This is a genomic window from Halobacillus salinus (genome assembly GCF_004684905.1).
Classification (GTDB): Bacteria; Bacillota; Bacilli; order Bacillales; family Halobacillaceae; genus Halobacillus; species Halobacillus salinus.
This window is the reverse complement of sequence record NZ_SRJC01000006.1, coordinates 52,477-75,079: the sequence shown is the minus strand read 5'-3', so window position 1 is coordinate 75,079 and position 22,603 is coordinate 52,477. Positions and strand designations below refer to the sequence as shown.

Below are 22,603 nucleotides of genomic sequence, written 5' to 3'. Positions count from 1 at the left end.
ATTGTAGAAATAAGAGATCGAACGTATGTAAAATTAGAGGAGGAATTGTATGGGACTAAGAAAAGAAGAAGTGCCCCACACGCTTGAGGATCACGGTCAGAAGACGAAGAGTAAATGGAGTGTCATTCTAGGTGCTGCCTTCCTGATGGGCTCATCCGCAATCGGCCCTGGGTTCTTGACGCAGACGGCTGTCTTTACCGAGCAGTTGATGGCAAGTTTCGGATTTGTCATTCTCATGTCCATCATCCTGGATATCGGAGTACAGGCGAACATCTGGCGTGTCATTGCTGTTTCGAAAAAGAGGGGACAGGATATCGCCAATATGGTTCTGCCTGGTCTTGGTTATTTTCTCGCCTTCGCTGTCGCGCTAGGTGGACTTGCCTTTAATATCGGTAACGTCGGCGGAGCGGGTCTTGGAATGAATGTATTGTTTGGAATCGACCCGCGAATCGGAGCTGCCATCACTGGTTTAATTACCATCGGTGTCTTCTTATCAAAAGAAGCAGGAGTCGCGATGGACAAGATTGCACGTGTATTAGGTGGCGCGATGATTTTGCTTACCCTATATGTAGCGTTTCAAAGTAATCCGCCAGTCGGCGATGCGATCACCCACACGTTTGCCCCAACTACGATTGATATATTCGCAATCATCACCCTTGTCGGGGGAACGGTCGGAGGATATATCACCTTCGCTGGAGGTCACCGTCTCCTGGATGCAGGGATTTCCGGGAAGGAAAACCTCCACCAAGTGACGAAAAGTTCTATATCAGGGATTTTGATTGCATCCGTTATGCGTATTTTCCTTTTCCTTGCTGTATTAGGTGTTGTGGTAACAGGGTTTACGCTCGACCCGGCAAACCCACCGGCATCTGTTTTCCAACAGGCAGCTGGAGTAGTCGGATATAAGATGTTCGGAATCGTCCTTTGGGCAGCTGGTATTACGTCTGTAATCGGAGCGGCATACACGTCCGTATCCTTCTTGAAGACGTTGTCGGATAAAGTAGCTAAAAATGAAAAAGCATTTACACTTGGTTTCATTATCGTTTCGACGATTATTTTCACATTCATCGGTAAACCGGTTCTACTACTGATTCTTGCTGGTGCATTCAACGGATTGATCCTTCCTGTCGCGTTAGGAACGATTCTAGTCGGAGCCCACAAGAAATCCATTGTCGGGGATTACAAACACCCACGCTGGTTAACGATTTTCGGTGGTCTTGTCTTTCTACTAACGGCTTATCTAGCGGTTATGACGTTGATTGATAAAGTACCACAGCTGTTTGGCTAGGAGGCTAATTTATGAACCTATCATATGCACCACTCGGAGATACAGGGATGCAGGTCGTCTTTGGAAACGAAATCGCCAAAGAGACCAATCAACTGATCCGTCGTATGACCGATCAGTTGAAAGACCACCCTGTAGAAGGCGTCATCGAATGGGTACCAGCCTATACGACGCTGACACTTTATTATGATCCGAGTGTGATCACCTATCAGGAATTGCAAGATACGTTACAGAACATCTATCAAAAGGTACAAGAACAAAGAGAAGCAGCTTCTGCTTCTCTTGTTTACATCCTTCCGACTTATTATGGCGGGGAAGACCTCTCGCATGTTGCGGAACATAACAACCTTACGGAAGAAAAAGTGGTTCAAATCCACTCCAGTGGGGACTACCTCATTTATATGATGGGGTTCGTACCGGGCTTCCCTTACCTCGGGGGCATGTCTGAGGAGATTGCGACACCACGTCGCGAAGATCCGCGTCCTGAAATAGCTCCAGGGTCCGTCGGAATCGCTGGGAGTCAGACAGGGGTGTATCCCCTCACTTCTCCAGGAGGCTGGCAGTTGATAGGCCGTACCCCTGTGAAGCTGTATGACCCGGATCAAGAGAAACCTATTTTACTAGAATCCGGTCACTATATACGTTTTGTACCGGTCAGCAAGGAAGAATATGACGAAATTGAGAAAGCGATTGAGCGGGGCGAGTATACCGTTCAGACGGAAGCAAAGGAGGAGGTTACGCCATGACAACAGTTGATTTGAACAGCGACTTAGGCGAAAGCTTCGGCGCTTATACGATCGGCAACGACGAGCAAGTCTTATCCTTCATTTCATCGGCGAACGTTGCCTGTGGTTATCATGCCGGCGACCATAACGTCATGATGAAAACCGTCAAGGAAGCGAAGCAACAAGGAGTCAGCATCGGCGCACACCCAGGATACCAAGACCTTGCGGGATTCGGGCGACGTGCCATGAATGTCTCTCCTGAAGAGGTTTTCAATTTGGTAACCTATCAGATCGGGGCATTAAAAGGAGCGGCCGCCGCTCAAGGCGCGTGGGTTCACCACGTCAAACCGCACGGTGCCTTATATAATACAGCAGCAAAAGATTCTAAAGTGGCGGAAGCGATTGCCGCGGCTGTTAAAGCGGTTGATGCAGAGCTCGTGCTGTATGGACTTGCCGGAAGCGAATTGGTGAAAGCTGGGGAAGCAGCCGGACTTACTGTGGCACAGGAAGTATTTGCAGACCGAACCTATCAGCCGGACGGATCGCTTACGCCAAGAACCGAAGCGAATGCAATGATTCACGACGCGGACATTGCCGTAGATCGCGTCATCCGCATGATTAAAGAGCAGAAAGTCGAGGCAGTGGACGGTCGAGATATTACCATTCAAGCCGATACGATCTGTGTGCATGGAGACGAGCCGGAAGCGCTCCATTTTGTTCAAAAACTGAGAGAGCGCATCCTGCAAGAAGACATCCGCATCGAACGAGTCGGAGCGAATGAACATGTCTAATCCGATTTTTGAAATCGTAAAACCTGGTCTTCTCACAACATTACAGGACGAGGGAAGACACGGCTATCAGCAATATGGCATCGTCGCTTCCGGCGCGATGGACCCTTATGCGCTGAAGATTGCCAACTTCTTAGTAGGAAACGACGGCGGAGAAGCGGCGCTCGAAGTCACCGTGATGGGACCGGAAATGGAAGTCCTGGGTGATGCCGTTGTCGCGATCACGGGAGCGAATCTTTCCCCACGTGTGAACGGTCACTCCGTTTCGATGTGGAAAAGTTTTGCGGTGAAACAAGGCGACCTGCTGGAGTTCGGACAGCCGGTTTCAGGAGCGCGAGCGTACATCAGCGTGGCTGGTGGGTACGATGTGCCTGTCGTTATGGGAAGCAAGTCGACTTACCTGAAAGCAGGCATGGGAGGCTTCGAAGGGCGCGCCTTAGATAAAGGGGATGTTCTCTCGAAGGGCGAAGATGTAGTAGGTGTGAAGGGCCGGGCACTCCGTCCGGAAGAAACGCCAGTCTACGAACGGGAGATGGAGATCCGTGTTATCCCAGGACCGCATCTCGATGCCTTTTCTGAAGACGCTCTTAAAACCTTCCTTTCGTCTACGTATGAAGTGACACCTCAATCAGACAGAATGGGCTACAGACTGAAAGGACCGAAGCTTGAGCACCAAACGTCAGCGGACATCATCTCGGAGGCGATTCCGCTCGGTGGCATTCAAGTACCCGCGAACGGTCAACCGATCTTATTGATGGCGGACCGTCAGACGACGGGAGGCTATACGAGGATTGCGACGGTCATCTCGAGTGACATTCCATATCTGGCGCAGGCGATGCCTGGTTGTAAGCTTCGTTTCCGTGAGGTTTCGGTGGAGGAAGCGCAAGAGTTGTACCGAGAGAGGGAGCGTTTTCTGCGGACAATAGGTCGTGTAGCGACTGTTTAAATGGAACCTGACCTCTTAGAAGAGGCAGGTTCTTTCATTTGAGCGCGAACTTCATGGGGACAGGCACCCCGTCCCACTAGTTGGGACAAGGTGCCTGTCCCCGTTGTCGTTTTACCCGCGGGGCTGGGTGGTTTATAATGAGGGCAAATCAGAAAAGACAGGGAAGTGCCTATGAGTAAACGTAAGAACAAGTCAAAGAAACGTCATCAAGGAAATGCGAATAAAGGCGGCGGACCGAATAAAGGGAAAGCCCCACGAAGCGGCCCTCCTAAGAAAGGGAAGCCACCTCGTCATCGCGGACAGAAGTCGGTGACAGCTGAAGTCACGTGCACTGGGCTGACCCATGAGGGCAAGGGGATTGCGCAGTGGAAGAATGAGAAGCTTGAGGTGCCGCACCTTCTGCCGGGCGAGAGAGCAGAAGTCATCATTTCTCAAAAAGGCAAGTTCACGGATGTGGAACTGAAGCACGTCATCGAGGCGTCGAAGGAGCGAGTCGATCCACCGTGTCCGTATTATTACGAGTGCGGAGGCTGTCAGCTGCAGCATATGAGTAACGCCACACAGGCTGACTTCAAGCAGCAGGCAATCAATGAACTAATGAAGCCGTTCGCGAAGCCGGCTCCTATTTTCACGATGGAGCATCCATATGATTACCGCAACAAGAGTCATACGACATACGGGATGAACCATAAGCGTCAGGTTGTCGGCGGATTGTACGAGCAGAATTCTCACGACATCATCGACATGGATCAGTGCCTCATCCACGATCCAAAAGCGGACGACATTGCGAACACGATCAAAGAATACATGAGAAAAACGAAAATGCAGCCTTACAATGAAGACACCGGACACGGATTCTTGCGACACGTTCTGATCAAGGTCGGCAAAGTGAGTGGCGAGATTATGGTCGTCTTGGTCGCGGCGTCTTCTGAGTTCAAAGGCAAGAACAATTTTGTCAAAACGATGAGAAAAGGACACCCGGAGATTACGACGATGCTCTTGAACGTGAACAAGCGCGACACGAGCGTGGTACTTGGTGATCAGGAGAAGGTGCTGTTCGGCAAAGGCACCATCACGGACACGTTGTGCGGACTCGAGTTCGAAATCTCTGCTAAGTCGTTCTACCAAATCAACCCTGTCCAGACAGAGAAACTTTATGGGAAAGCGATCGAAATGGCCGAGCTCAGTGGCAAAGAAACCGTCATCGACGCTTACTGTGGAATCGGTACAATCGGACTGGTGGCCAGTAAGAAAGCCGGTAACGTCATCGGTGTCGAGTTGAACAAAGATGCGGTCAAAGACGCCATCCGAAACTCGAAGCGCAACGGAGTTACGAATGCCCGCTTCTATCAAGGAGATGCCGGCAAGTTCATGGTCGATATGGCGGCACGCGGTGAAAAAGCAGACGTCGTCATCATGGACCCGCCTAGAAGCGGAAGTGACGAAGCGTTCTTATCCAGTGTCGTGAAGCTGAAGCCGGAGAAGGTCGTCTATGTATCGTGTAATCCGGAAACGCAGGCGCGGGACTTGGAGTATTTGACGAAGAACGGCTACAAGGTGGAAGGAATTCAGCCAGTCGATATGTTCCCTCAGACGTATCACGTCGAGACAGTCGCGAAATTAGTACGCGGGTAAGAGGGGACAGGGACTTTGTCCCAGTATCCGGGACAAAGTCCCTGTCCCCGTGTATTGACGCTTTGTTTGGAAGGTCGATATAATGGGGTGGAATCTTATACGTTAAAGGAGGGAATATCATGCGTTCGTTCACTTTGGACACGAAAATAGAGAACCAGCACCATCTATTTTTGATGTCTATTTTTGGAATTTCAGCCGTCCTCGGGACAAGTGTGTCCTTTTTTAGCTGAAATTTCATAAATGTGAACAGAAGTATGATTTCCTGATGATAATGAAATCGGCCACAGGGGAATGATCTCCTGTGGCTTTTTCTGTATAAGAGAGGACGAATTTCTATGTTTAAAACAAAACGAAACATCTATATGTTGTATGTCTATATATTCTTTGCTCAGTTGTTTTTCGATCGTGCGTTGTGGGTCATTTATCTCGGCGATAAAGGATTGACGTTCGGGGAGATCGGCTTGATTGAAGCGTTTCTCCATTTAGCCATTGTCTTATTCGAGGTTCCGACAGGCATGGTCGCAGACTTATATGGGAGAAAGATCAGCTTGTTGATCGGCAACGTGTTCAGCCTTCTTTACGGACTGTTCATGCTGATCAGCGGTTCGTTTTCCATGTTCACGCTTGCCTTCTTGTCGATGGGCGTCATGATCACGTTCCATTCCGGTGCGGAGCAGGCCTTTGCTTATGATACGTTGAAAAAAGAGGGACGGGAGAAAGACTACACGAAGGTGTTCGGCAACATGACGGCTCTTGCGCTACTTTCCTTGAGTCTGGCTAAATTCCTCGGTGGCTTCATGGCTGAAGTGAGCTGGGAGTGGGTTTATGGTTCCACGATTTTCACCCATGTCCTGGCCTTGATTCCGTTGTTCTTCTTGAAGGAACCGCCTCGTGAGAAAACGGAGGATATCGGCGGGAGATGGTATCACCAATGGGTCCACCAGTTTAAATCCGGGATGAAAGTCTGGAAGGACAATTCGGTCATTCACACACCTGTCGTCTTATTTATCCTTGCTAGTGCAGTCATGGTCATTGTTGTCTTTTACGGCCAAGAGTATTTCATTCAACTGGGCTACTCCTCTGTTGTCGTAGGAGCGGTGTTTACGGTGGAAGGGCTCTTAGGCGTGTTGATGGCTAAAGTAGCTTATAAAGTCGAGAAGCGATTTGAATTTTTCAACATCCTGTATTACGGATTAGGGCTATTTTTCGTATTCTTTGTGTTATTCATCTTTGCCAGCGACTGGGCGGTCTTGTTATCCTTCCTTTTCCTGGCGCAGCTGTTAAGTCTGTTCGAGCCGATCTTCAGTTCGTTCGTACAGAACTTATTGAACAGCAAAGTTAGATCAACCTTCTTCTCATTGATCGGGTTGGTCGAGAGTTTTGTCATTATGGTGAGCTTTGCCTTGTTCGGATTCGTTGTCGAGCGCACTGGATTCACGAGTGGGTTTGCCGGCTTGCTTATTGTGTTTATTCTGGTGGCAGGAGGATACTTGACCATTCAGAAATTGATTAGAAAATAAGGTGTATTCCCGTGCAGGTACCTGGTTCAGGTGCCTGCATTTCGTTTATATTCAGAGCCTATTTGCAAGCTTTTTTTGAAGTCTTTTCTTCATTTGTGAACACTTATGTAATTTTTATGAAAAATAAAACATATTTAGTAAAAAGGTGGTAAGCTATTTTTAACCTTTAGGGGGATACGTTTTGTTAAAGAAGTTTTATCAAAATGAAGAGGAAGATGAACAGTTGAATACAGAAGTGAAAGAAGCTTCAATCTTTGATTACAAAGGGAACAAGATTGTAACAGAAGATCGTGATATTTCGATTATTGCTAGAATGGAAGAACCAGTGATTGCAGTCCTCGGAAACGTTGTGAGTGAGGAAGAGTGCGATGAGCTCATTCGCATCTCACAAGATAAAGTGAACCGCTCCAAAATCGGATCGCAGAAAACGGTCAGTGACATTCGTACGAGCAGTGGCGCGTTTCTCGATTCGGCTGATGTGACAGCGAGAATCGAAAAGCGTATCGCGCAGATTATGAACGTGCCGGTTGAGAATGGGGAAGGGCTTCACATTTTAAATTATAAACAAGGACAGGAATATAAAGCGCATTACGATTACTTCAAGCCGAAGTTGGATGGTACGACGCCGAACCCTAGAATCAGCACGCTTGTCGTGTATTTGAACGATGTCGAAGAGGGCGGACTGACGTATTTTCCTCATATGAATCTATCGATTACACCGCAAAAAGGGATGGCCGTTTACTTTGAATATTTCTATTCAGATCCAGCTATCAATGAACGTACGCTTCACGGTGGCTCGCCTGTAACAGCTGGCGAGAAGTGGGCGGCTACGATGTGGGTCCGGAGAAAACAATATAGATAAAAAGAGAAGGCGGGCTATGCTCGTCTTTTTTAATTCGTCAAATTGTGAGTGATTACTCACTTTACATTTTTATCTTGAGGAGTATAATAAAAGCGAGTAATCACTCACATGAAGAAAGTAGGGATGAAGGATGGAAACAATTTTGCAATTGAAGAACATCTCCCAACAATTTGGGGAACGCAAGATTCTTAATCATATTGAATTCGATATTAACAAAGGTGAAATTTTCGGATTGCTCGGTCCTTCCGGTGCCGGCAAGACGACTTTGGTCAAAATGATGACGGGTACGCTCGTGCCGACAGCAGGGGAGGTCTTCATGAATGGCGAGAAACTTCCTTCGCTGCAGCAGATGAGTCAGTACGGTTTCATGGCGCAGTCGGATGCCTTATATCAGGAGTTGACGGCGAGCGAAAACCTCGATTTCTTCGGATCTCTTTACAAAATGTCGAAGACCTACCGAAAGCAGCGCATTCAAGAAGTGATGGAGATGGTCGACCTTTCGGAGCACCTCCATCAAACGGTAGAAACGTATTCAGGCGGAATGAAGCGGAGGCTGTCGCTCGCGGCCGCTCTCATTCATGAACCGGAACTTATCATCCTCGATGAGCCGACGGTCGGAATCGATCCGGTCCTGCGCCAATCGATATGGGAGGAACTGAAGCGACTGAAGGATAGAGGGGTTACGATCGTCGTGACGACCCACGTTATGGACGAAGCGGAAAAATGTGACCGTCTCGCATTGTTACGAGAAGGGGAAGTTATCGCTCTCGACACGCCGGAACAGTTGAAGGAAACGGTCGGTGTATCGAGTATCGAGGACGTATTTTTACATTATGGAGGTGGCGTGCGATGAACACATGGTCGATTATGAAACGGATATTGAAGCAGTTCAGAAGAGATAAAAGAAGTGTAGCCCTCATGATTGTGGCGCCGGTATTTGTACTGACACTGATGTGGCTAGTGCTCGATTCTGATGATACGCAGCCTGAGATTGCACTTGTCGATGTGCCCGCTCCTGTACAAGAAAAGGTAGACGAGGATGCTGCGGACTGGGTGGAGATGAGTCAACCGGAAGCGGAAGAAGCGTTGGAGGAAGCGAGTATCGAAGCCATGGTTCAGTGGGAGAATGGTTCTCCGTCGCTTACGTTGGAAGGAAGCAACCCGACGACAGCCGGCCAAGTGAAGGAAGTTCTATCGGAGGCGCTTGCTTCTGGTTCGCAGCCTGATATTGAAGTCGACTTCTGGCACGGTGCCGACGATCTTGGATTGTTTGATTATATCGGTCCAGTGCTGATTGGATTCTTCGTCTTTTTCTTCGTATTCATTGTTGGTGGTGTTTCGTTCTTGAGGGAACGGACGCAAGGCACTTTGGAACGGCTCTTGGCAACACCGATTAAACGGAGAGAACTCGTTTATGGATACCTAGGCGGATTCGGTTTATTCACCATCATCCAGTCGATCCTGATTGCCGCGTTTTCGATTTACGTTCTGCAAATGTACATGTCAGGGCAATTCTTTTACGTTATCATCGTTACGTTTTTATTAGCGCTGACGGCTCTGAGCCTTGGAACACTACTGTCCGCGTTTGCGAAAAATGAATTCCAACTGATTCAGTTCATTCCGCTCGTCATCGTGCCGCAGGTATTCTTCTCTGGTTTGTTCCCGACAGAAGGAATGGCGGTCTGGCTGCAGGCGATCGGTCACGTCATGCCACTGACGTACGGGGCAGAGGCGTTAAGAGGCATCATGCTCAGAGGAGAAGGGATAGCGAGCTTTCAAGTGGAACTATATGTGCTGCTTGGGTTCTCGGTCTTGTTCACTACGTTGAATATATTCGCATTGAAACGCCATCGCAGTCTATAATAGAGGGAGATTTACTGCCTAGGAGGCTGTTCTATGAAAGAGTTTGAAGAAATGCTGCATACGCTGCACCCACCGTCAGAAGAGAAGAAGCTGACTCCGAAACAGGAGCAGATCTTAAAAGCGGCGGTGGAGGTATTCGCGGAAAAAGGATACGCATCCTCTTCCACCAGCGAAATCGCGTCGAGAGCGAACGTAGCGGAAGGCACGATCTTCCGTCATTATAAAACGAAAAAAGATTTACTGATTGCTATCGTGAAGCCGTTCATGAGAGGGTTCGCCGTCCCGTTCTTTGCGGCCCGTTTCGTCCAGGATGTATTCGATGTGCCTCCTGAGAAGCTTGAGGACCTACTGAAGACGCTCATCAAGAATCGCTTTGAATTCGTGAAAGAGAATGCACCGCTATTGAAGATCGTCCTTCAGGAACTGGCTTTTCATTCTGAATTAAAAGATCAATTTCAAGAAGTATTCATACAGGAAATTTTTCCGAAGTTTGAGGAGGCCATCTATCATTTGAAGGAAAAAGGCGCTGTCGTAGATTTTCCGAACCCTACCATGATCCGGATGATTATGTCCCCGATTATCGGTTTTCTTGTGACACGCTTCTTGATTGCTCCTGACCTTCCTTGGGATGACGAGAAAGAACTCGACCAGACCGTCCATTTCATCATGCACGGATTGTCCAAAGGAACCGGGTCCTCTTCCGACTAAAAGGGGGGACAAAGCCCCGGTCCCCTTGCGTCGGGACGCGAATTCTTCTAAAGTAGAGTACATGAGTCAAAACGGGAGGCTATGAAATGGATAATAATGATATATTGATCAGACTGCGCTATGCCCTGGATATCAAGGATCAGGACATGGTCGAGATCTTCAAGCTCGGTGGCGAGGATGTGACGAGAGAAGACGTATCGAAAATGCTTTCGAGAACGGATGATGAAGAGGTAGCGGAAGAGGATCACATTAAAGTGACGAACAGTACGCTGGAGTCCTTTTTGAACGGTTTCATTACGTTTGAGCGTGGTCCGCAGCCTAAGAAGCCTGGCGAGCCAGCTCCGAAGCCGGATCGTTCGATTACCAGTCGTTCCCATGTGAATAACGTCATGCTGAAGAAAGTGAAGATTGCACTTCAGCTCAAGAACGAAGACGTGATCGACATCTTAGAAGAAGCGGGCGTGACGATGACTAAAGGCGAACTTGGGTCCTTCCTGCGTAAGCAAGGTCATAAGAACTACAAAGTGTGCATGGACAAGTATGCACGTAATTTCTTGAAAGGCCTTGCCCTTCGTTATAGAGGATAGTGACGATGAAAAGCATCAGTCCGAGAGTGGAACTGATGCTTTTTTGATGCACTCATAGAGTTCCCTTGATATGGTAAAATGAAAGAATAGATTTTACGAGGAAATGAGGAGGTCGGACCATGACACGAGTGGTCATTTTAGCCGAGAAACCCTCACAGGCAAAAGCCTATGCTGAGGCCTTTAGCGTACAACAGAAAACGAAAACCTACATACAGTTGAAGCCGGACGCTACTTTTCCGGATGGCGCCTTCATCACGTGGGGTGTCGGGCACCTCGTCGAGTTGAAGGAGCCGCATGATTATAAGCCGGAGTGGAAGCGTTGGAAGCTTGAGCAGCTACCGATCGTACCGGACCGTTTTCTTGAGAAAGTCTCCAAAGGGAAGTGGGAGCAGTTTAAAGAAGTGAAGCGGTTGTTCCAGTACGCGGATGTCATCGTCAACGCTGCCGATGTCGACCGGGAAGGCTCGAACATCTTTTACAGCATCCTTCGCCTAACCGGGGTTAAGGGAAAGCCGATCAAGCGTCTGTGGATCAACTCGCTTGAGAAAGATGAAGTGCGCGAAGGATTCCGCAACCTGCGCGATAATGATGAGGATTTGCGCATGTTTGATGAAGCGAAAGCCCGTCAGATCAGTGACTGGATGGTGGGCATCAACGCGAGCCGTCTGTTCACACTCCACTTGCAGAAGAAAGGGTTCGGGAGCTACCTTTCGATTGGACGCGTGCAGTCCCCGACCGTTTACTTGATTTATCAACGCCATAAGGAGATCGAGAACTTCAAGCCGGAGCCTTTTTACCAAATCGAAGGGCAGTTCCAGTCGGAGGCTGGCGCTTACAAAGGACTTGCTGAGATTAAAGAAAAGGACAAGGCGAAGGTCCAGGCGTTGATGGACAAGCACGGGTTGAAAGAGAAGCAGGAAGAGACAGGGATTGTGGAAAAGGTAGATAAAAAGACGAAGCACATGAAGTCTCCGAAGCTGCACTCACTCTCGACGTTGCAAAGTGTCGCGAACAGAAGGTGGAAATATACGCCGTCGCAGACGCTGAAGACGATGCAGAAGCTGTATGAGAAGCGGCTCGTTTCTTATCCGCGTACGGACTGTAATTTTATTACGAACAGCGAGTTCAACTATCTCGTCAAAAACTTGGACAACTATCAGAAAGCGATGAACGTCTCGTTCACACCAGTTTCAACGAAGCCGAATAAGCGCTACGTGAACGGCAGCAAAGTCCAGGAGCACTATGCCATCATCCCGACGAAAACCGTTCCCACTCAGAAGAAGATCGAGGGGCTGAGCCGGGAGGAGCGCAATATTTACAACGAAGTGATGGCGACAACGCTTGCCATGTTCCACGGAGACTATGTGTATGAAGAGACGACGATCTGGACGCATGTACGGGAGCTTCCGTTTAAGACGACGGGACGCCGTGACGTGAAGCAAGGGTGGAAAGAGCTTTTCCCGAAACCGAAGAAGGAAAAGGAACCGCTGTTGCCGAACGTCCAGAACGGTGAACAAGTCGGCGCGAACCTTGAGATCAAAGAAAGCATGACGAAACCGCCGAAGCCTTATACAGAAGGTCAGCTGATCAACATGATGAAGACGTGCGGGAAGCTCGTGGATGATGAGGAAGACGTCGAGATCTTGAAAGAAGTCGAAGGACTCGGCACCGAGGCGACCCGCTCGAGCATCATCGAGACGATCAAGATGCAGAAGTACATCGTAGTGAGAAAAAACAACGTGTATGTCACCAATAAGGGCATCATGCTTTGTGAGGCGATTGAAGGTACGCTGTTATCGAGTCCGTCCATGACCGCGAAATGGGAGGCTTATCTGAAGAAGATCGGCAGTGGAGAAGGGTCGAAGCAGATGTTCATCAAGCAGACGAACCAGTTCATCGACAAGCTGATCCAAGAAACGCCAGAGGCGATTCAGAATGTGAATATCCGCGACACTGGCGAGGAGAAGAAAGATTGGAAAGAACCGATCGCCAAATGCCCGGCGTGTTCGGGTCAGATCATGGATCGCTACAAGTTCTATGCGTGCTCCAATTATAAGAAAGAATGCACGGTAGCGTTTCCGAAGAGACTTGCAGGCAAGTCGCTGACGCGGAATATGATCAAGACGCTGTGCGAAAAAGGAAAGACCCGCGTGTTGAAAGGCTTCCGAGGCAAGAAGAAGTTCAGTACAGCGCTCATGTTGGATGAAGAATATAAGATTAAGTTCGATTTCGGAAAGCAGAAGGCGTAGGAGTCTATCAAGCTAGGTGCTGTGGCATCTAGCTTTTTCTTTTATCAACGAAGCGTGGATGGGAATCAACGAATTCTAGTACATATCACTCGGTTTTCTCCGAGAATCAATCAACGTCAGTAATTTATCCATCAAACAGGCCATATTGATTATTATCCAATATTTTCATAAACTTATAGTAAGCGCTTACGAAGGGGTGGTCTAGGATGTATTCGTTGTATTGCCGAATCTACCAACGCTTGATGAAGATCGCTTTATACCTTTTACCATGGCGGAAGCCTGCATTACTAGAAGGAGAAAACAGTTTAGACAAGTTGCCCAGTCTAATTAAAGAAAAGGGACTGCAGCGTATACTGATCGTGACGGACCGCGATATACCGTCGCTCGGATTGATGGATCCGTTACTACAGCAATTACGAGACGAAGAAATACACTTTTACATCTATGACCAGACCGTCCCCAATCCGACGATCGAGAACGTAGAAGAAGCATTGGACATGTACAGGCAGCAACATTGTGAAGGGATTGTCGCCTTCGGTGGCGGTTCGCCGATGGACTGTGCGAAGGGTGTCGGGGCACGAGTTGCGAGACCGGACAAGCTTATTCCGAAACTGAAAGGTATTTTGAAAATAAGAAAAGAATTACCTCCTCTATTCGCTGTTCCGACGACTGCTGGAACAGGCAGTGAAGCGACGCTTGCTGCTGTCCTTTCGAATGTGGAAACACACGAGAAATTCGTACTGATGGACCACTCATTGATTCCTCACTATGCTGTGCTCGATCCATTGCTCACGGTGAAATTACCACCGCATCTGACCGCCGCAACGGGAATGGACGCGCTCACACATGCGGTGGAAGCATATATAGGGAAAAGCAATACGAAAGAAACTGTTCAATGCAGTAAAGAGGCGGTCAAGCTCATTTTTGAAAACTTGCGTAGGGTTTATGAGGACGGGGCGAATATTGGAGCAAGAACGAACATGCAGAAAGCTTCCTACTTAGCGGGGGTGGCATTTACACGTGCTTATGTCGGTAATGTCCACGCCATCGCGCATACGCTTGGCGGTTTTTACTCCTTCCCACACGGCTTAGCGAACGCGATTATCCTCCCCTATGTGCTCGAATATTACGGGAAGTCTGCTCACAAACCATTGAGTGAATTGGCTGATCTGGTTGGGGTGAGCCTGCCAGGGGATACGGTGGAGCGAAAAGCACGTAGGTTTATCGAAGCTGTCAAACAGCTGAATCAGGATATCGGCATCCCGCTCAAAGTCAGCGGAATTGCCGAGGAGCATATTCCAGTGATGGCAGGGCGTGCTTTGAAAGAAGCGAACCCATTGTATCCGGTGCCGAGGATTATGAAGCGGAACGAAATGGTCGACCTTTACCATACAATTAAAGAGTAATTTTGTCAGAATGCCTGGTCTCTAATGAGCCAGGCATTTTTTTGTATATTCATGTAAGCGCTCTATGTATACTTTTGGTTCTAAGGGACCCTCTATTGAATAAAAGTAGATAGTAGTACTAGTTCGTTTTACATGCTTAGGGGGGATAAGGGAATGGGTGGATTCACCATTGTCAATGAAAAAAGGGAACACGTCTTCACACCAGAAGTCCGCAGAATCAAGAATACCTTTATGAAACCGAGAATCCTAGCCTTTATTCCGGCGCATAACGAGGAGAATTCGATCCGTGATTGTTTAGAAGGTCTCCGGGATCAAACGCTCCCAGCTGGAGTCGCCCTTGATGTAGTTGTGGTAGCAGATAACTGTTCGGATCAAACCGAAGCGATTGCACTCGATGCTGGAAAAGAATTCAACCTGAATCTACGTGTTCTCAGAACCGTTGGGAACAAGCAGAGAAAGGTAGGAGCTTTGAATGCCGCTTGGAAAAGCATTTATGGAGATCCGCTAAACCTCTATAAGGAGAGACCGACTAAGTATCAAATCTATTACCAAGAGTCGGTGAAAGGGATCCTAGGGATGGATGCGGACAGCCGGCTTGCTCCAGGCGCCTTGAAGCATATGTGGGAAGGGCTGATGAGTGCTCGGAATATCGGCGGTGTGATGGCTAAATATACGATGCGCATGCCCCTCAAGAAAAGTTCTATCCCAAAAGACGATGTCCAATATGAAAGTAAACTAGCTTCCGATCAGTACGGTGGACCGCTTGCCAGGTGGTGGACGCACCAGCAAAAGCAAGATATGGCAGGGTGGCTGCTCGATCTGCAATATCGTGGAGGGAGTACGTACGTGTTAGGCGGACAGGCAACGTTGTTCCGGCCCGAAGCGCTCAAAGATGTGGTCGATGAGAATCACTTGGATGGACCTTGGCAAGATGACAGTGACGTAGAGGATATGCAGTTGACCTGGCAGCTTCAGAAAAAGTGGAAAACGTTGATCAGCCCGCATGCCAGGTGCTTCGTCGACTCGATGCGTTCCTATCATACATTCAGAAAGCAGCGGAACAAATGGCAAGGTGGAACGGTCGAGCTGTTAACGAGCGGCGATATCGGTGTACGCTCCAAGCACATGTGGAAACTATGGCGATCCCAGTTCCGAACGCTTCTAAACTTATCAATCCGTGTCCTGTTTGCGCTTCTGCTTGCCGTCTCTCTGGCTACAGGGCAATTCACGTGGACGTGGCTTTGGCTGATTCCGATTGGGATTGCGAGCGTGTTGAATACCATCATGGCAATTAAAACCCCGATGCACCGGCCAATCGATGTGGTGCTTGCCGCCTTGTTGATTTCACCGGAGCTTTACATGTGGGCCAATTTGATTACGTTCGTTGATGTTTGGGCTAGTAAAATGTCTGCTGATAAAAAAGACGGATGGGCGATTCAATACAGTGCCGAAAGAGGGCAGACGAGCAGCAAGATTTTAGTTGGCGGACTTGCTTTTATTTTGGCGGGTGTTGTCATTGTTGGGTTGGCTGTTCATTATCGCACCTACCTGACTAGTGCGCCTGTCCAGCAGAGCGTGTCGCCTTACCTTGTAATGGGGTGGAAAACACTGACGGTTTTAACGGTGTACACTTCTATTCTCATGATCTATAAAATTTGGACACTTCGAGCTAGACATCGAGCTTGAAAAAATGAGTGCCGGCTTCCATGATGGGAGCCGGCACTTGTTTATTTGAAATTATACTCGGTAACAATGGGGTCCCGTTGCAGTCGCTGATCGTCATAATACTCGTAATGACTGATTCCTAAATAGGAACCGGAAATGTTTTGGACCTTTTCAAATCCGAGTTGTCTCAAAGCGGCATACACATTATAAGAGCGCTGTCCGGTCCGGCAGTGCAGGTAGACAGGACGGTCTTTCGGGATTTCGTCCAGTCGGTCTCTGAATTCACTCATCGGAATGTTCACAGAAGTGCGGAGGTGCCCCGCTTCGTATTCTTTCCTCTCTCTTACATCGATGATGAACGCACCGCTTTCTACTAGATTCCTAGCTTCTGATACGGGAACCTGGTTCAAGTTACCGTGAAGGAGATTCAGTCCTACTAAAGCGGCCATATTCACAACATCTTTTGCCGTTCCGAGCATAGGGGAGTACGTAAGCTCCAGTTCTTTCAAATCGTCGAGTGTACCTCCCATCGTAATCATCGTCGCAATCACGTCGATTCGTTTATCGGCGTTGCCCTTGCCAATCGCTTGAGCCCCAAGAATTTTTCCGGTCGGATATTCGAACAGGAGCTTGAAATGAAGCGGGTGACTATTTGGCATCAGACCTACTTTATCATTGGGCATAATGTAGACTGTGTCATAGGAAATCCCCGCCATTTTGGCTGTTTTCTCATTAAGACCGGTAGAAGCGGCATTCAAGTCGAACAAATGAATAGAAGAAGATCCGATCACTCCCGTATGACGATGTGGAATGCCGTGCAGATGATCAGCTGCTGCACGTGCCTGACGCTGGGCAGGTCCGGCAAGTGCGAGTCTTGTAGGCTGGTGCATCAACTGGTGATAGACTTCGATCGCGTCCCCGACAGCATATATAGTAGGATCGCTAGTCAGATAGTGTTGGTTGACTTTAATACCACCGGTTTCCCCAATTTCAAGGCCAGCGCTTTCCGCAAGTGTTGTTTCGGGCCTTACACCAATCGCTAAAATGACCGCCTGGGCATGGATCTGCTTCCCGGATTGTAAAGTGATACCATCCGCTTGGACCTCTTTCAATCCGTCCCCGACAATCAAGTTGACATGATGATCGATCATCTCCTTATGAAGAACCTGAGCCATATCGTAATCGAAAGGGGTCATAATTTGATTAGCGAACTCGACTAAAGAAACATTCAATCCGGACAGTCGGACATTCTCCGCGACTTCTACACCGATGAAGCCTCCACCGATGACCGCGACATCTTGCACTTCTTCCTGTTGGATGTATTCGTTGATTTTTCCAATATCGACAACATTTCTGACGGTGAATACGTGAGGTAGGTCGATGCCTTCCAGTTTCGGTACAACTGGGTTCGCTCCTGTGGAAAGAACGAGCTGGTCATAGCTTTCTTCATACTTCTCATCGGTTCCGACTTTTTGTACGGTCACGGTTTTCTTCTCGCGGTTAATATGGATGACTTCACTGTTCACTCTTGCTTCAATATTATGTTTGCGATCAAATTGTTCGGGATCCATCAATACGAGCTTCTGCCGATCCCCAACGATTCCACTTAAGTGATAGGGGAGAGAACAATTGGAAAAAGAGACATGTGGTCCTTTTTCGAACATGATGATTTCCGCTTCTTCGTTTAGCCTTCTCCATCGGGCTGCAAAAGAAGCACCACCAGCGACTCCACCTACGACAACGACTTTTGTTTTCATAACAGTTCCCCCTGAATGATTGTGGCATGTATTTCTAGTTATATATTATACCTGCATGGGTATATATGTCGGCGAAATATTTGGGAATTCATAAAATGTTCATAACTTCACAATCTGGGCATTTTAAAAAAGCTTGTCAGCATCTGTGACAAGCTTTGGGGGAATTTGATTTAAATGGTTAGAACTTCTTCAACTGTTCTTCGGCGAATGGTCCAGCGATCGGGAGATGGTAGCGGCCTCCTTGATAGCCTTTGATCATTAAATAAATCCAGAGAATGAAAGAAACCGGTGCAAGCAGGATGCTGATTAGTGTTCCGATGACAGGAATGAAATTCAATACGATTCCGAGTAAGAAGAATCCGCCGAAGACGACGGTCGATTGCATGGCATGGAAACGGATCACCTGGTTTTCTTTTTCAACAAGTAACAAAATGATTCCACTGACAAACCCTACTAGATACGCCAATAATCCGCCAATATTCTCTTGCAAACCGGTGGACGACTTGTTCGTTCCCATACCTCCACCTTTAGGGGGAGCGGGTGGGTTTGGTTGTGTCACTGTGTTTCATCCTCCTTAAATAAAATCAGATTATTCTGTTATTTTTATTATAAGATATTGTCGAAAATAAGCAATCTTTTTTCTTTCTTCTCTTATATAAGAAAGAGCCGATCAGAATAAGATCGGCTCTTAGATGTTACTTATTCTTTTTATTGCCCTTCTCTTTATACTTCACTTCGTACTCGAAAGAGACCGGGTTCAGGCTATCTTGAGGAGCAGCGTAGTATGTTGTCATATACGTTTTTCCTTTGCGGAAAGCTTGCTGCAAGTCCAATGCTTCCTCTTGGGTGATGTTAAATGGATCCACTTCGATGACTTGATACTTGCCGTTCTGTTTCTCTTTAATGAACGTGACACCATAATCAACGTATTGTTCAAGCAGTTCAGCCTTGGACATGAACGGTTCTTTAGTTGTGCCGTCGTAGTTCAAGCCAATCTCTGGAACTTCGATATTATCGATGAACCAGCCTGCATCGTTGTACCCCCAATCTGTAAGGTAACGGAAGGAGATGTGTACTTCTTGACCAGCGTACTCGGACAGATCGAATGATTCCGATTGATAGTCGTCGAAATGACCAGTGAAACCTGGTACGTTTTCTTTAATCTTCGGATAGCCTTCTTCGACTACGTCGGTGCGTGTATTCTCATTGGATAGGGAGGTCCAAGTTTGTCCATCGTCTGTCGAAACTTGAACGACACCGTAATCCCATGTTTCTTCAATGTCCACATAATGATCGAAGTTCAATGTTGCTTTGTCTACATCTGTTAAGTCAGCTTTGAAGATGAGGTTGTTGTCTAGTTCATCTCCTTCGCCACCCCATAGTACTTCGTTATCAGAACCTAGTGGATCCTGTAGGGATTCCCAGATATTCGACTCGAAGTCTGTACCGTTGAAGTTCAACGTGTCCACTTTTTCATGCGGAGAGAAGTCGAACTCTTTGAAGTCCGTTCCCCATGCTGGTACGCCTTCTTTTTCGTATGTCTTCGCTTTTTCGAAGTTGACTGTGAATCCGCGCTCTCCATCCTCTGTTGGCAACTCGCGCAGGTCAATGTTCTCAAAACCGTACTTACCACCTTTGAACTTGTCATCATCTACAACAAGGGCAGTAGAGAAGTCTTGATACACGTCATTGAAGGTTACACCAAGGTTGAAGTCTTCATAGGCTTGGTTGTAGCTTTCAATACTATTCGCTCCGTCTTTGGCTACGTGGCGAATGAATTCTTGTCCGAAACGTTCGTAGTTGTACAGCGTGAACAGTTGGACGAGTCCATAGTCTGCGATCGTTTCCGGACCTGTAGCTGCATTTACGTGCTCATCCCAATTCGTAAGGGAGTTCTCTGGGTGGTCCAAAAGGAAGTTGATAGAACCGGAATCCAGTCCATAGCCACCGAGGTACTCAGAGAACGTGGACATTCCTTCGTTCAGCCATGACGTTTCGTCTCCATCGTTATCCGCGTGGATCAAGTGTTGGAATTCGTGGATGGTCGTACCGTAGAATGTGCTCTCTAAACGATTTTCCCAGTCACTGGAATCAATAGAGATAATGTTTCTGTCCATATAGTTTTCAAGCGTCTGCCAGAAGAAGCCCGCGACAAAGAATGGATACTCCGGATCAGCATAGTTGTCGTCCTTGATGTTACTTACGTGGATCATCACTTTGTCGCCGTCTCCATTGTAGTAACCTTCTGGAACGATCCCCAAGTCTTCCAGCTGAGCATTGGTTCCGTCTAGTGCATCGGGTGTACCGAAGAATTCTGTTGCTTTATCGTATATGTTTTCATCGAATTCTTTTGCCATTTTATCGACTTGTTCCTGAGTGACGACGTGCGCATCTCGCGGGTCACCTTCACCGAAAGATAAGTCATTCGCTACCCATACTTCTACATGCTCGCCTACGCTGCGAAGAGTGAAGTCTTGGAATCCGAGGTCACGGTTCAAGAACTGCTTCGTACCCCCGTCGTATGTAAAGTTGCCGTCTGAAGAATCATTTGCGGCCTCTTCTTCATTAAAGTTCGTTTCGTTCGCGTTCTCTTTAATGGTTTGAAGGGCTTCTTTTTGGAAGCTCTCACTTTCTGACTGTTTCTGAAGTTTTCCGTCGATGTCGATTCGATCACCATATCGTTCGACATTCCAATTCTCATACGTTGAACTGGATTCGGCATGTGGCGTTGCTACCGGAGTGATTAAAGACAGTGCGAGTGCCCCTGTCGATAGCAAGGCGGTTAATTTATGCTTGTTCAAAATGATTCCCCCTGAAGAAATTTTTGTAAAACCATATGTCTTATTATGAAGAATATTAAGAAAATTTTGAATGGTTAATTCGAATGAAGTTTTTCGTGCCACGAATGAATTGTCCGGGGACATAAGGAGTGGGTACAAGGAATCGTTTAGTGCATATTAGCAAAAACATAGCCTCTCTTATAGGAAAGAGAGGCTATGTTTCGATTAGCTTGATTTTCTATTTTGGACTTTCTCTTGCTTCCTTTGTGGAATCTCTTCTTGCCGGATCATCTTGATAAACGCATACACGAATAAGATAATAACCACCGTAAATGGCAGAGCGGAGACGAGGGAAGCAGTTTGCAGGGCATTCAATCCACCGGCAATGAGAAGGACAGCTGCAATCGCCGCCATCAGCACGCCCCAGACCATTTTGATCAACAAAGCAGGTTGGAGGTCCCCGTTCGATGTCATGCTTGCCAGGATATAAGTGGCCGAGTCCGCAGACGTGATGAGGAACGTCGCAATCAACAAGATAGATAAAATCGATAGGATGCTCGTCATCGGTAAGTATTGATACGTCTCGAACAACGCGACAGTTACGTTTTCACTTACAGCTTGAGCGATATTCGTTCCATTGTTCAAGTCACTGTTCAATGCGGCACCGCCAAATGTAGCAATCCAGAAACATGCAATGACAGGTGGCACGATCAAGACGCCGAAAATGAACTCACGGATCGAGCGTCCTCGCGATACACGGGCGACGAACGCACCGACAAATGGCGACCAGGCAATGACCCACGCCCAGTAGAAGATGGTCCATTCCCTCAGCCAAGAACCGTCCCCTTGATAAGGGGTGAGGCGCAAGCTGTAATGGACGAAGTTCGCAATGTAGTCACCAATACCGAGTGTGAAACTATTCAGTACGAACACGGTCGGTCCGGCAATAAAGACGAAGACTAGTAGAACAAGGCAGAGTCCTAGATTGATATTACTCAGCCATTTGATTCCTTTATTCAATCCGGTTGAAGAAGAAAGTAAGTATAATCCGAGCAGGGCTGCTGTAATCAAGAGTTGGACCCATTTGGCGTTAGGGACATCAAAGACAGCGTTCAAACCGCCGTTCATTTGAAGGATACCGAGTCCGAGTGATGTGGCGATCCCCATCACGGTTGCGATGACGGCTAGCGAATCAATCGCATTTTTGACGGGTTTCTTTTTCCCGATTACAGGTTCTAGAGCTGTCGAGATGAGTCCGTCTTTATTTTTCCTGAATTGCAAGAAGGCGATGAGAAGTCCGACAATCGCAAAAACGGACCACTGATTCACACCCCAGTGGAAAAAGGCATAGCCCATTGCAACTCGCGCTGCTTCTTCGGTTTGCGCTTCGAGACCAGTAAAGGGTGTCTCAAAGAAGTGGCTCATCGGTTCCGCTACACCCCAGAAGACAAGTCCCGCACCGAAACCAGCTGAAAACAGCATGCCGATCCAGGTGAAGAAGGGGTATTCTGGTTTGGAGTCTTGCGGTCCGAGCTTGATTTTCCCGTATTTACTGAATGCCAGCCCGATGAGGAAAAGGACAAATCCGAAGACGGATAATAGGTAAAACCAACCGAAGTTTATAGTCGTGAAGTTGAAGAGAGTGGAGGCGACGGCCCCGAACCCTTCCGGATTGATCGCTCCTATGATAACGAGTATGAGAACGACAGTTGAAGAAATGAGGAAAACGGGATTGCTTAGTTGTTTTTTCATGAGATCTCCTTTCGAGTGGATCGAATGAGTTGCTAAGTATATACCCTCTCAAATCTCTTGGAAACCAAATATAGG

Annotated in this window: 18 protein-coding genes; 14 read left to right on the top strand and 4 right to left on the bottom strand. The window is 47.7% G+C overall.

Annotated features, from left to right (window positions below; translation table 11 throughout):
• The first annotated feature begins 49 nt into the window (after positions 1 to 49).
• From E4663_RS16690 to E4663_RS16625, 14 genes are all read left to right on the top strand, one after another.
• The gene (locus E4663_RS16690; protein WP_135328470.1) at positions 50 to 1,288 is read left to right on the top strand and encodes an NRAMP family divalent metal transporter; all 1,239 of its coding nucleotides are present in this window, start codon (positions 50 to 52) and stop codon (positions 1,286 to 1,288) included.
• Positions 1,289 to 1,299: 11 nt separating this feature from the next.
• The gene (gene pxpB, locus E4663_RS16685) at positions 1,300 to 2,031 is read left to right on the top strand and encodes a 5-oxoprolinase subunit PxpB (protein ID WP_135328469.1); all 732 of its coding nucleotides are present in this window, start codon (positions 1,300 to 1,302) and stop codon (positions 2,029 to 2,031) included.
• On the top strand, positions 2,028 to 2,801 hold the full coding sequence (locus E4663_RS16680) for a LamB/YcsF family protein (RefSeq protein ID WP_135328468.1): 774 nt from the start codon (positions 2,028 to 2,030) through the stop codon (positions 2,799 to 2,801). Before pxpB ends, E4663_RS16680 begins: the two co-directional genes overlap by 4 nt.
• The gene (locus E4663_RS16675; protein WP_135328467.1) at positions 2,794 to 3,744 is read left to right on the top strand and encodes a 5-oxoprolinase subunit C family protein; all 951 of its coding nucleotides are present in this window, start codon (positions 2,794 to 2,796) and stop codon (positions 3,742 to 3,744) included. The genes E4663_RS16680 and E4663_RS16675 overlap by 8 nt, the downstream gene beginning before the upstream one ends.
• 171 nt (positions 3,745 to 3,915) lie before the next feature.
• The gene (rlmD, locus tag E4663_RS16670; protein ID WP_135328466.1) at positions 3,916 to 5,379 is read left to right on the top strand and encodes a 23S rRNA (uracil(1939)-C(5))-methyltransferase RlmD; all 1,464 of its coding nucleotides are present in this window, start codon (positions 3,916 to 3,918) and stop codon (positions 5,377 to 5,379) included.
• Between the two features lie 335 nt (positions 5,380 to 5,714).
• Positions 5,715 to 6,899 (top strand): MFS transporter, encoded by a 1,185-nt coding sequence (locus tag E4663_RS16665; protein WP_135328465.1) that lies wholly within the window; start codon positions 5,715 to 5,717, stop codon positions 6,897 to 6,899.
• Between the two features lie 223 nt (positions 6,900 to 7,122).
• The gene (locus E4663_RS16660; protein WP_135328529.1) at positions 7,123 to 7,761 is read left to right on the top strand and encodes a 2OG-Fe(II) oxygenase; all 639 of its coding nucleotides are present in this window, start codon (positions 7,123 to 7,125) and stop codon (positions 7,759 to 7,761) included.
• 130 nt (positions 7,762 to 7,891) lie between these two features.
• On the top strand, positions 7,892 to 8,614 hold the full coding sequence (locus E4663_RS16655) for an ABC transporter ATP-binding protein (protein ID WP_135328464.1): 723 nt from the start codon (positions 7,892 to 7,894) through the stop codon (positions 8,612 to 8,614).
• Complete coding sequence (locus E4663_RS16650) at positions 8,611 to 9,624, top strand: ABC transporter permease (protein WP_135328463.1); 1,014 nt, start codon at positions 8,611 to 8,613, stop codon at positions 9,622 to 9,624. The genes E4663_RS16655 and E4663_RS16650 overlap by 4 nt, the downstream gene beginning before the upstream one ends.
• Positions 9,625 to 9,657: 33 nt before the next feature.
• Positions 9,658 to 10,332 (top strand): TetR/AcrR family transcriptional regulator, encoded by a 675-nt coding sequence (locus tag E4663_RS16645; RefSeq protein ID WP_135328462.1) that lies wholly within the window; start codon positions 9,658 to 9,660, stop codon positions 10,330 to 10,332.
• An 86-nt stretch (positions 10,333 to 10,418) separates the two neighbouring features.
• Positions 10,419 to 10,919: a YehS family protein gene (locus E4663_RS16640; RefSeq protein WP_135328461.1), complete on the top strand. Its 501-nt coding sequence runs from the start codon at positions 10,419 to 10,421 to the stop codon at positions 10,917 to 10,919.
• A 119-nt stretch (positions 10,920 to 11,038) separates the two neighbouring features.
• Entirely contained in the window at positions 11,039 to 13,168 is a 2,130-nt protein-coding gene (locus E4663_RS16635; RefSeq protein ID WP_079478558.1) for a type IA DNA topoisomerase, read from the top strand.
• A gap of 206 nt (positions 13,169 to 13,374) precedes the next feature.
• A complete protein-coding gene (locus tag E4663_RS16630) occupies positions 13,375 to 14,574 on the top strand; it encodes an iron-containing alcohol dehydrogenase (RefSeq protein ID WP_135328460.1) in 1,200 nt (399 codons plus the stop codon).
• Positions 14,575 to 14,727: 153 nt separating this feature from the next.
• Entirely contained in the window at positions 14,728 to 16,260 is a 1,533-nt protein-coding gene (locus E4663_RS16625) for a glycosyltransferase family 2 protein (protein ID WP_338323659.1), read from the top strand.
• Positions 16,261 to 16,301: 41 nt separating this feature from the next.
• On the opposite strand, the gene E4663_RS16620 is transcribed toward E4663_RS16625, so the two are convergent.
• The 4 genes from E4663_RS16620 to E4663_RS16605 all read right to left on the bottom strand — a co-directional run bounded on the left by E4663_RS16620 (position 16,302) and on the right by E4663_RS16605 (position 22,528).
• Positions 16,302 to 17,996 carry an FAD-dependent oxidoreductase gene (locus E4663_RS16620; protein WP_135328459.1) on the bottom strand — a complete coding sequence of 565 codons (1,695 nt, stop codon included), beginning with the start codon at positions 17,994 to 17,996 and terminating at the stop codon, positions 16,302 to 16,304.
• Between the two features lie 178 nt (positions 17,997 to 18,174).
• Entirely contained in the window at positions 18,175 to 18,555 is a 381-nt protein-coding gene (locus E4663_RS16615; RefSeq protein WP_241657228.1) for a DUF4870 domain-containing protein, read from the bottom strand.
• 136 nt (positions 18,556 to 18,691) lie between these two features.
• Positions 18,692 to 20,797 carry a choice-of-anchor J domain-containing protein gene (locus E4663_RS16610; protein WP_241657227.1) on the bottom strand — a complete coding sequence of 702 codons (2,106 nt, stop codon included), beginning with the start codon at positions 20,795 to 20,797 and terminating at the stop codon, positions 18,692 to 18,694.
• Positions 20,798 to 21,001: 204 nt separating this feature from the next.
• Positions 21,002 to 22,528, bottom strand: coding sequence for a BCCT family transporter (locus E4663_RS16605; RefSeq protein WP_135328458.1), 1,527 nt, complete (start codon positions 22,526 to 22,528; stop codon positions 21,002 to 21,004).
• Between the last annotated feature and the right edge of the window lie 75 nt (positions 22,529 to 22,603).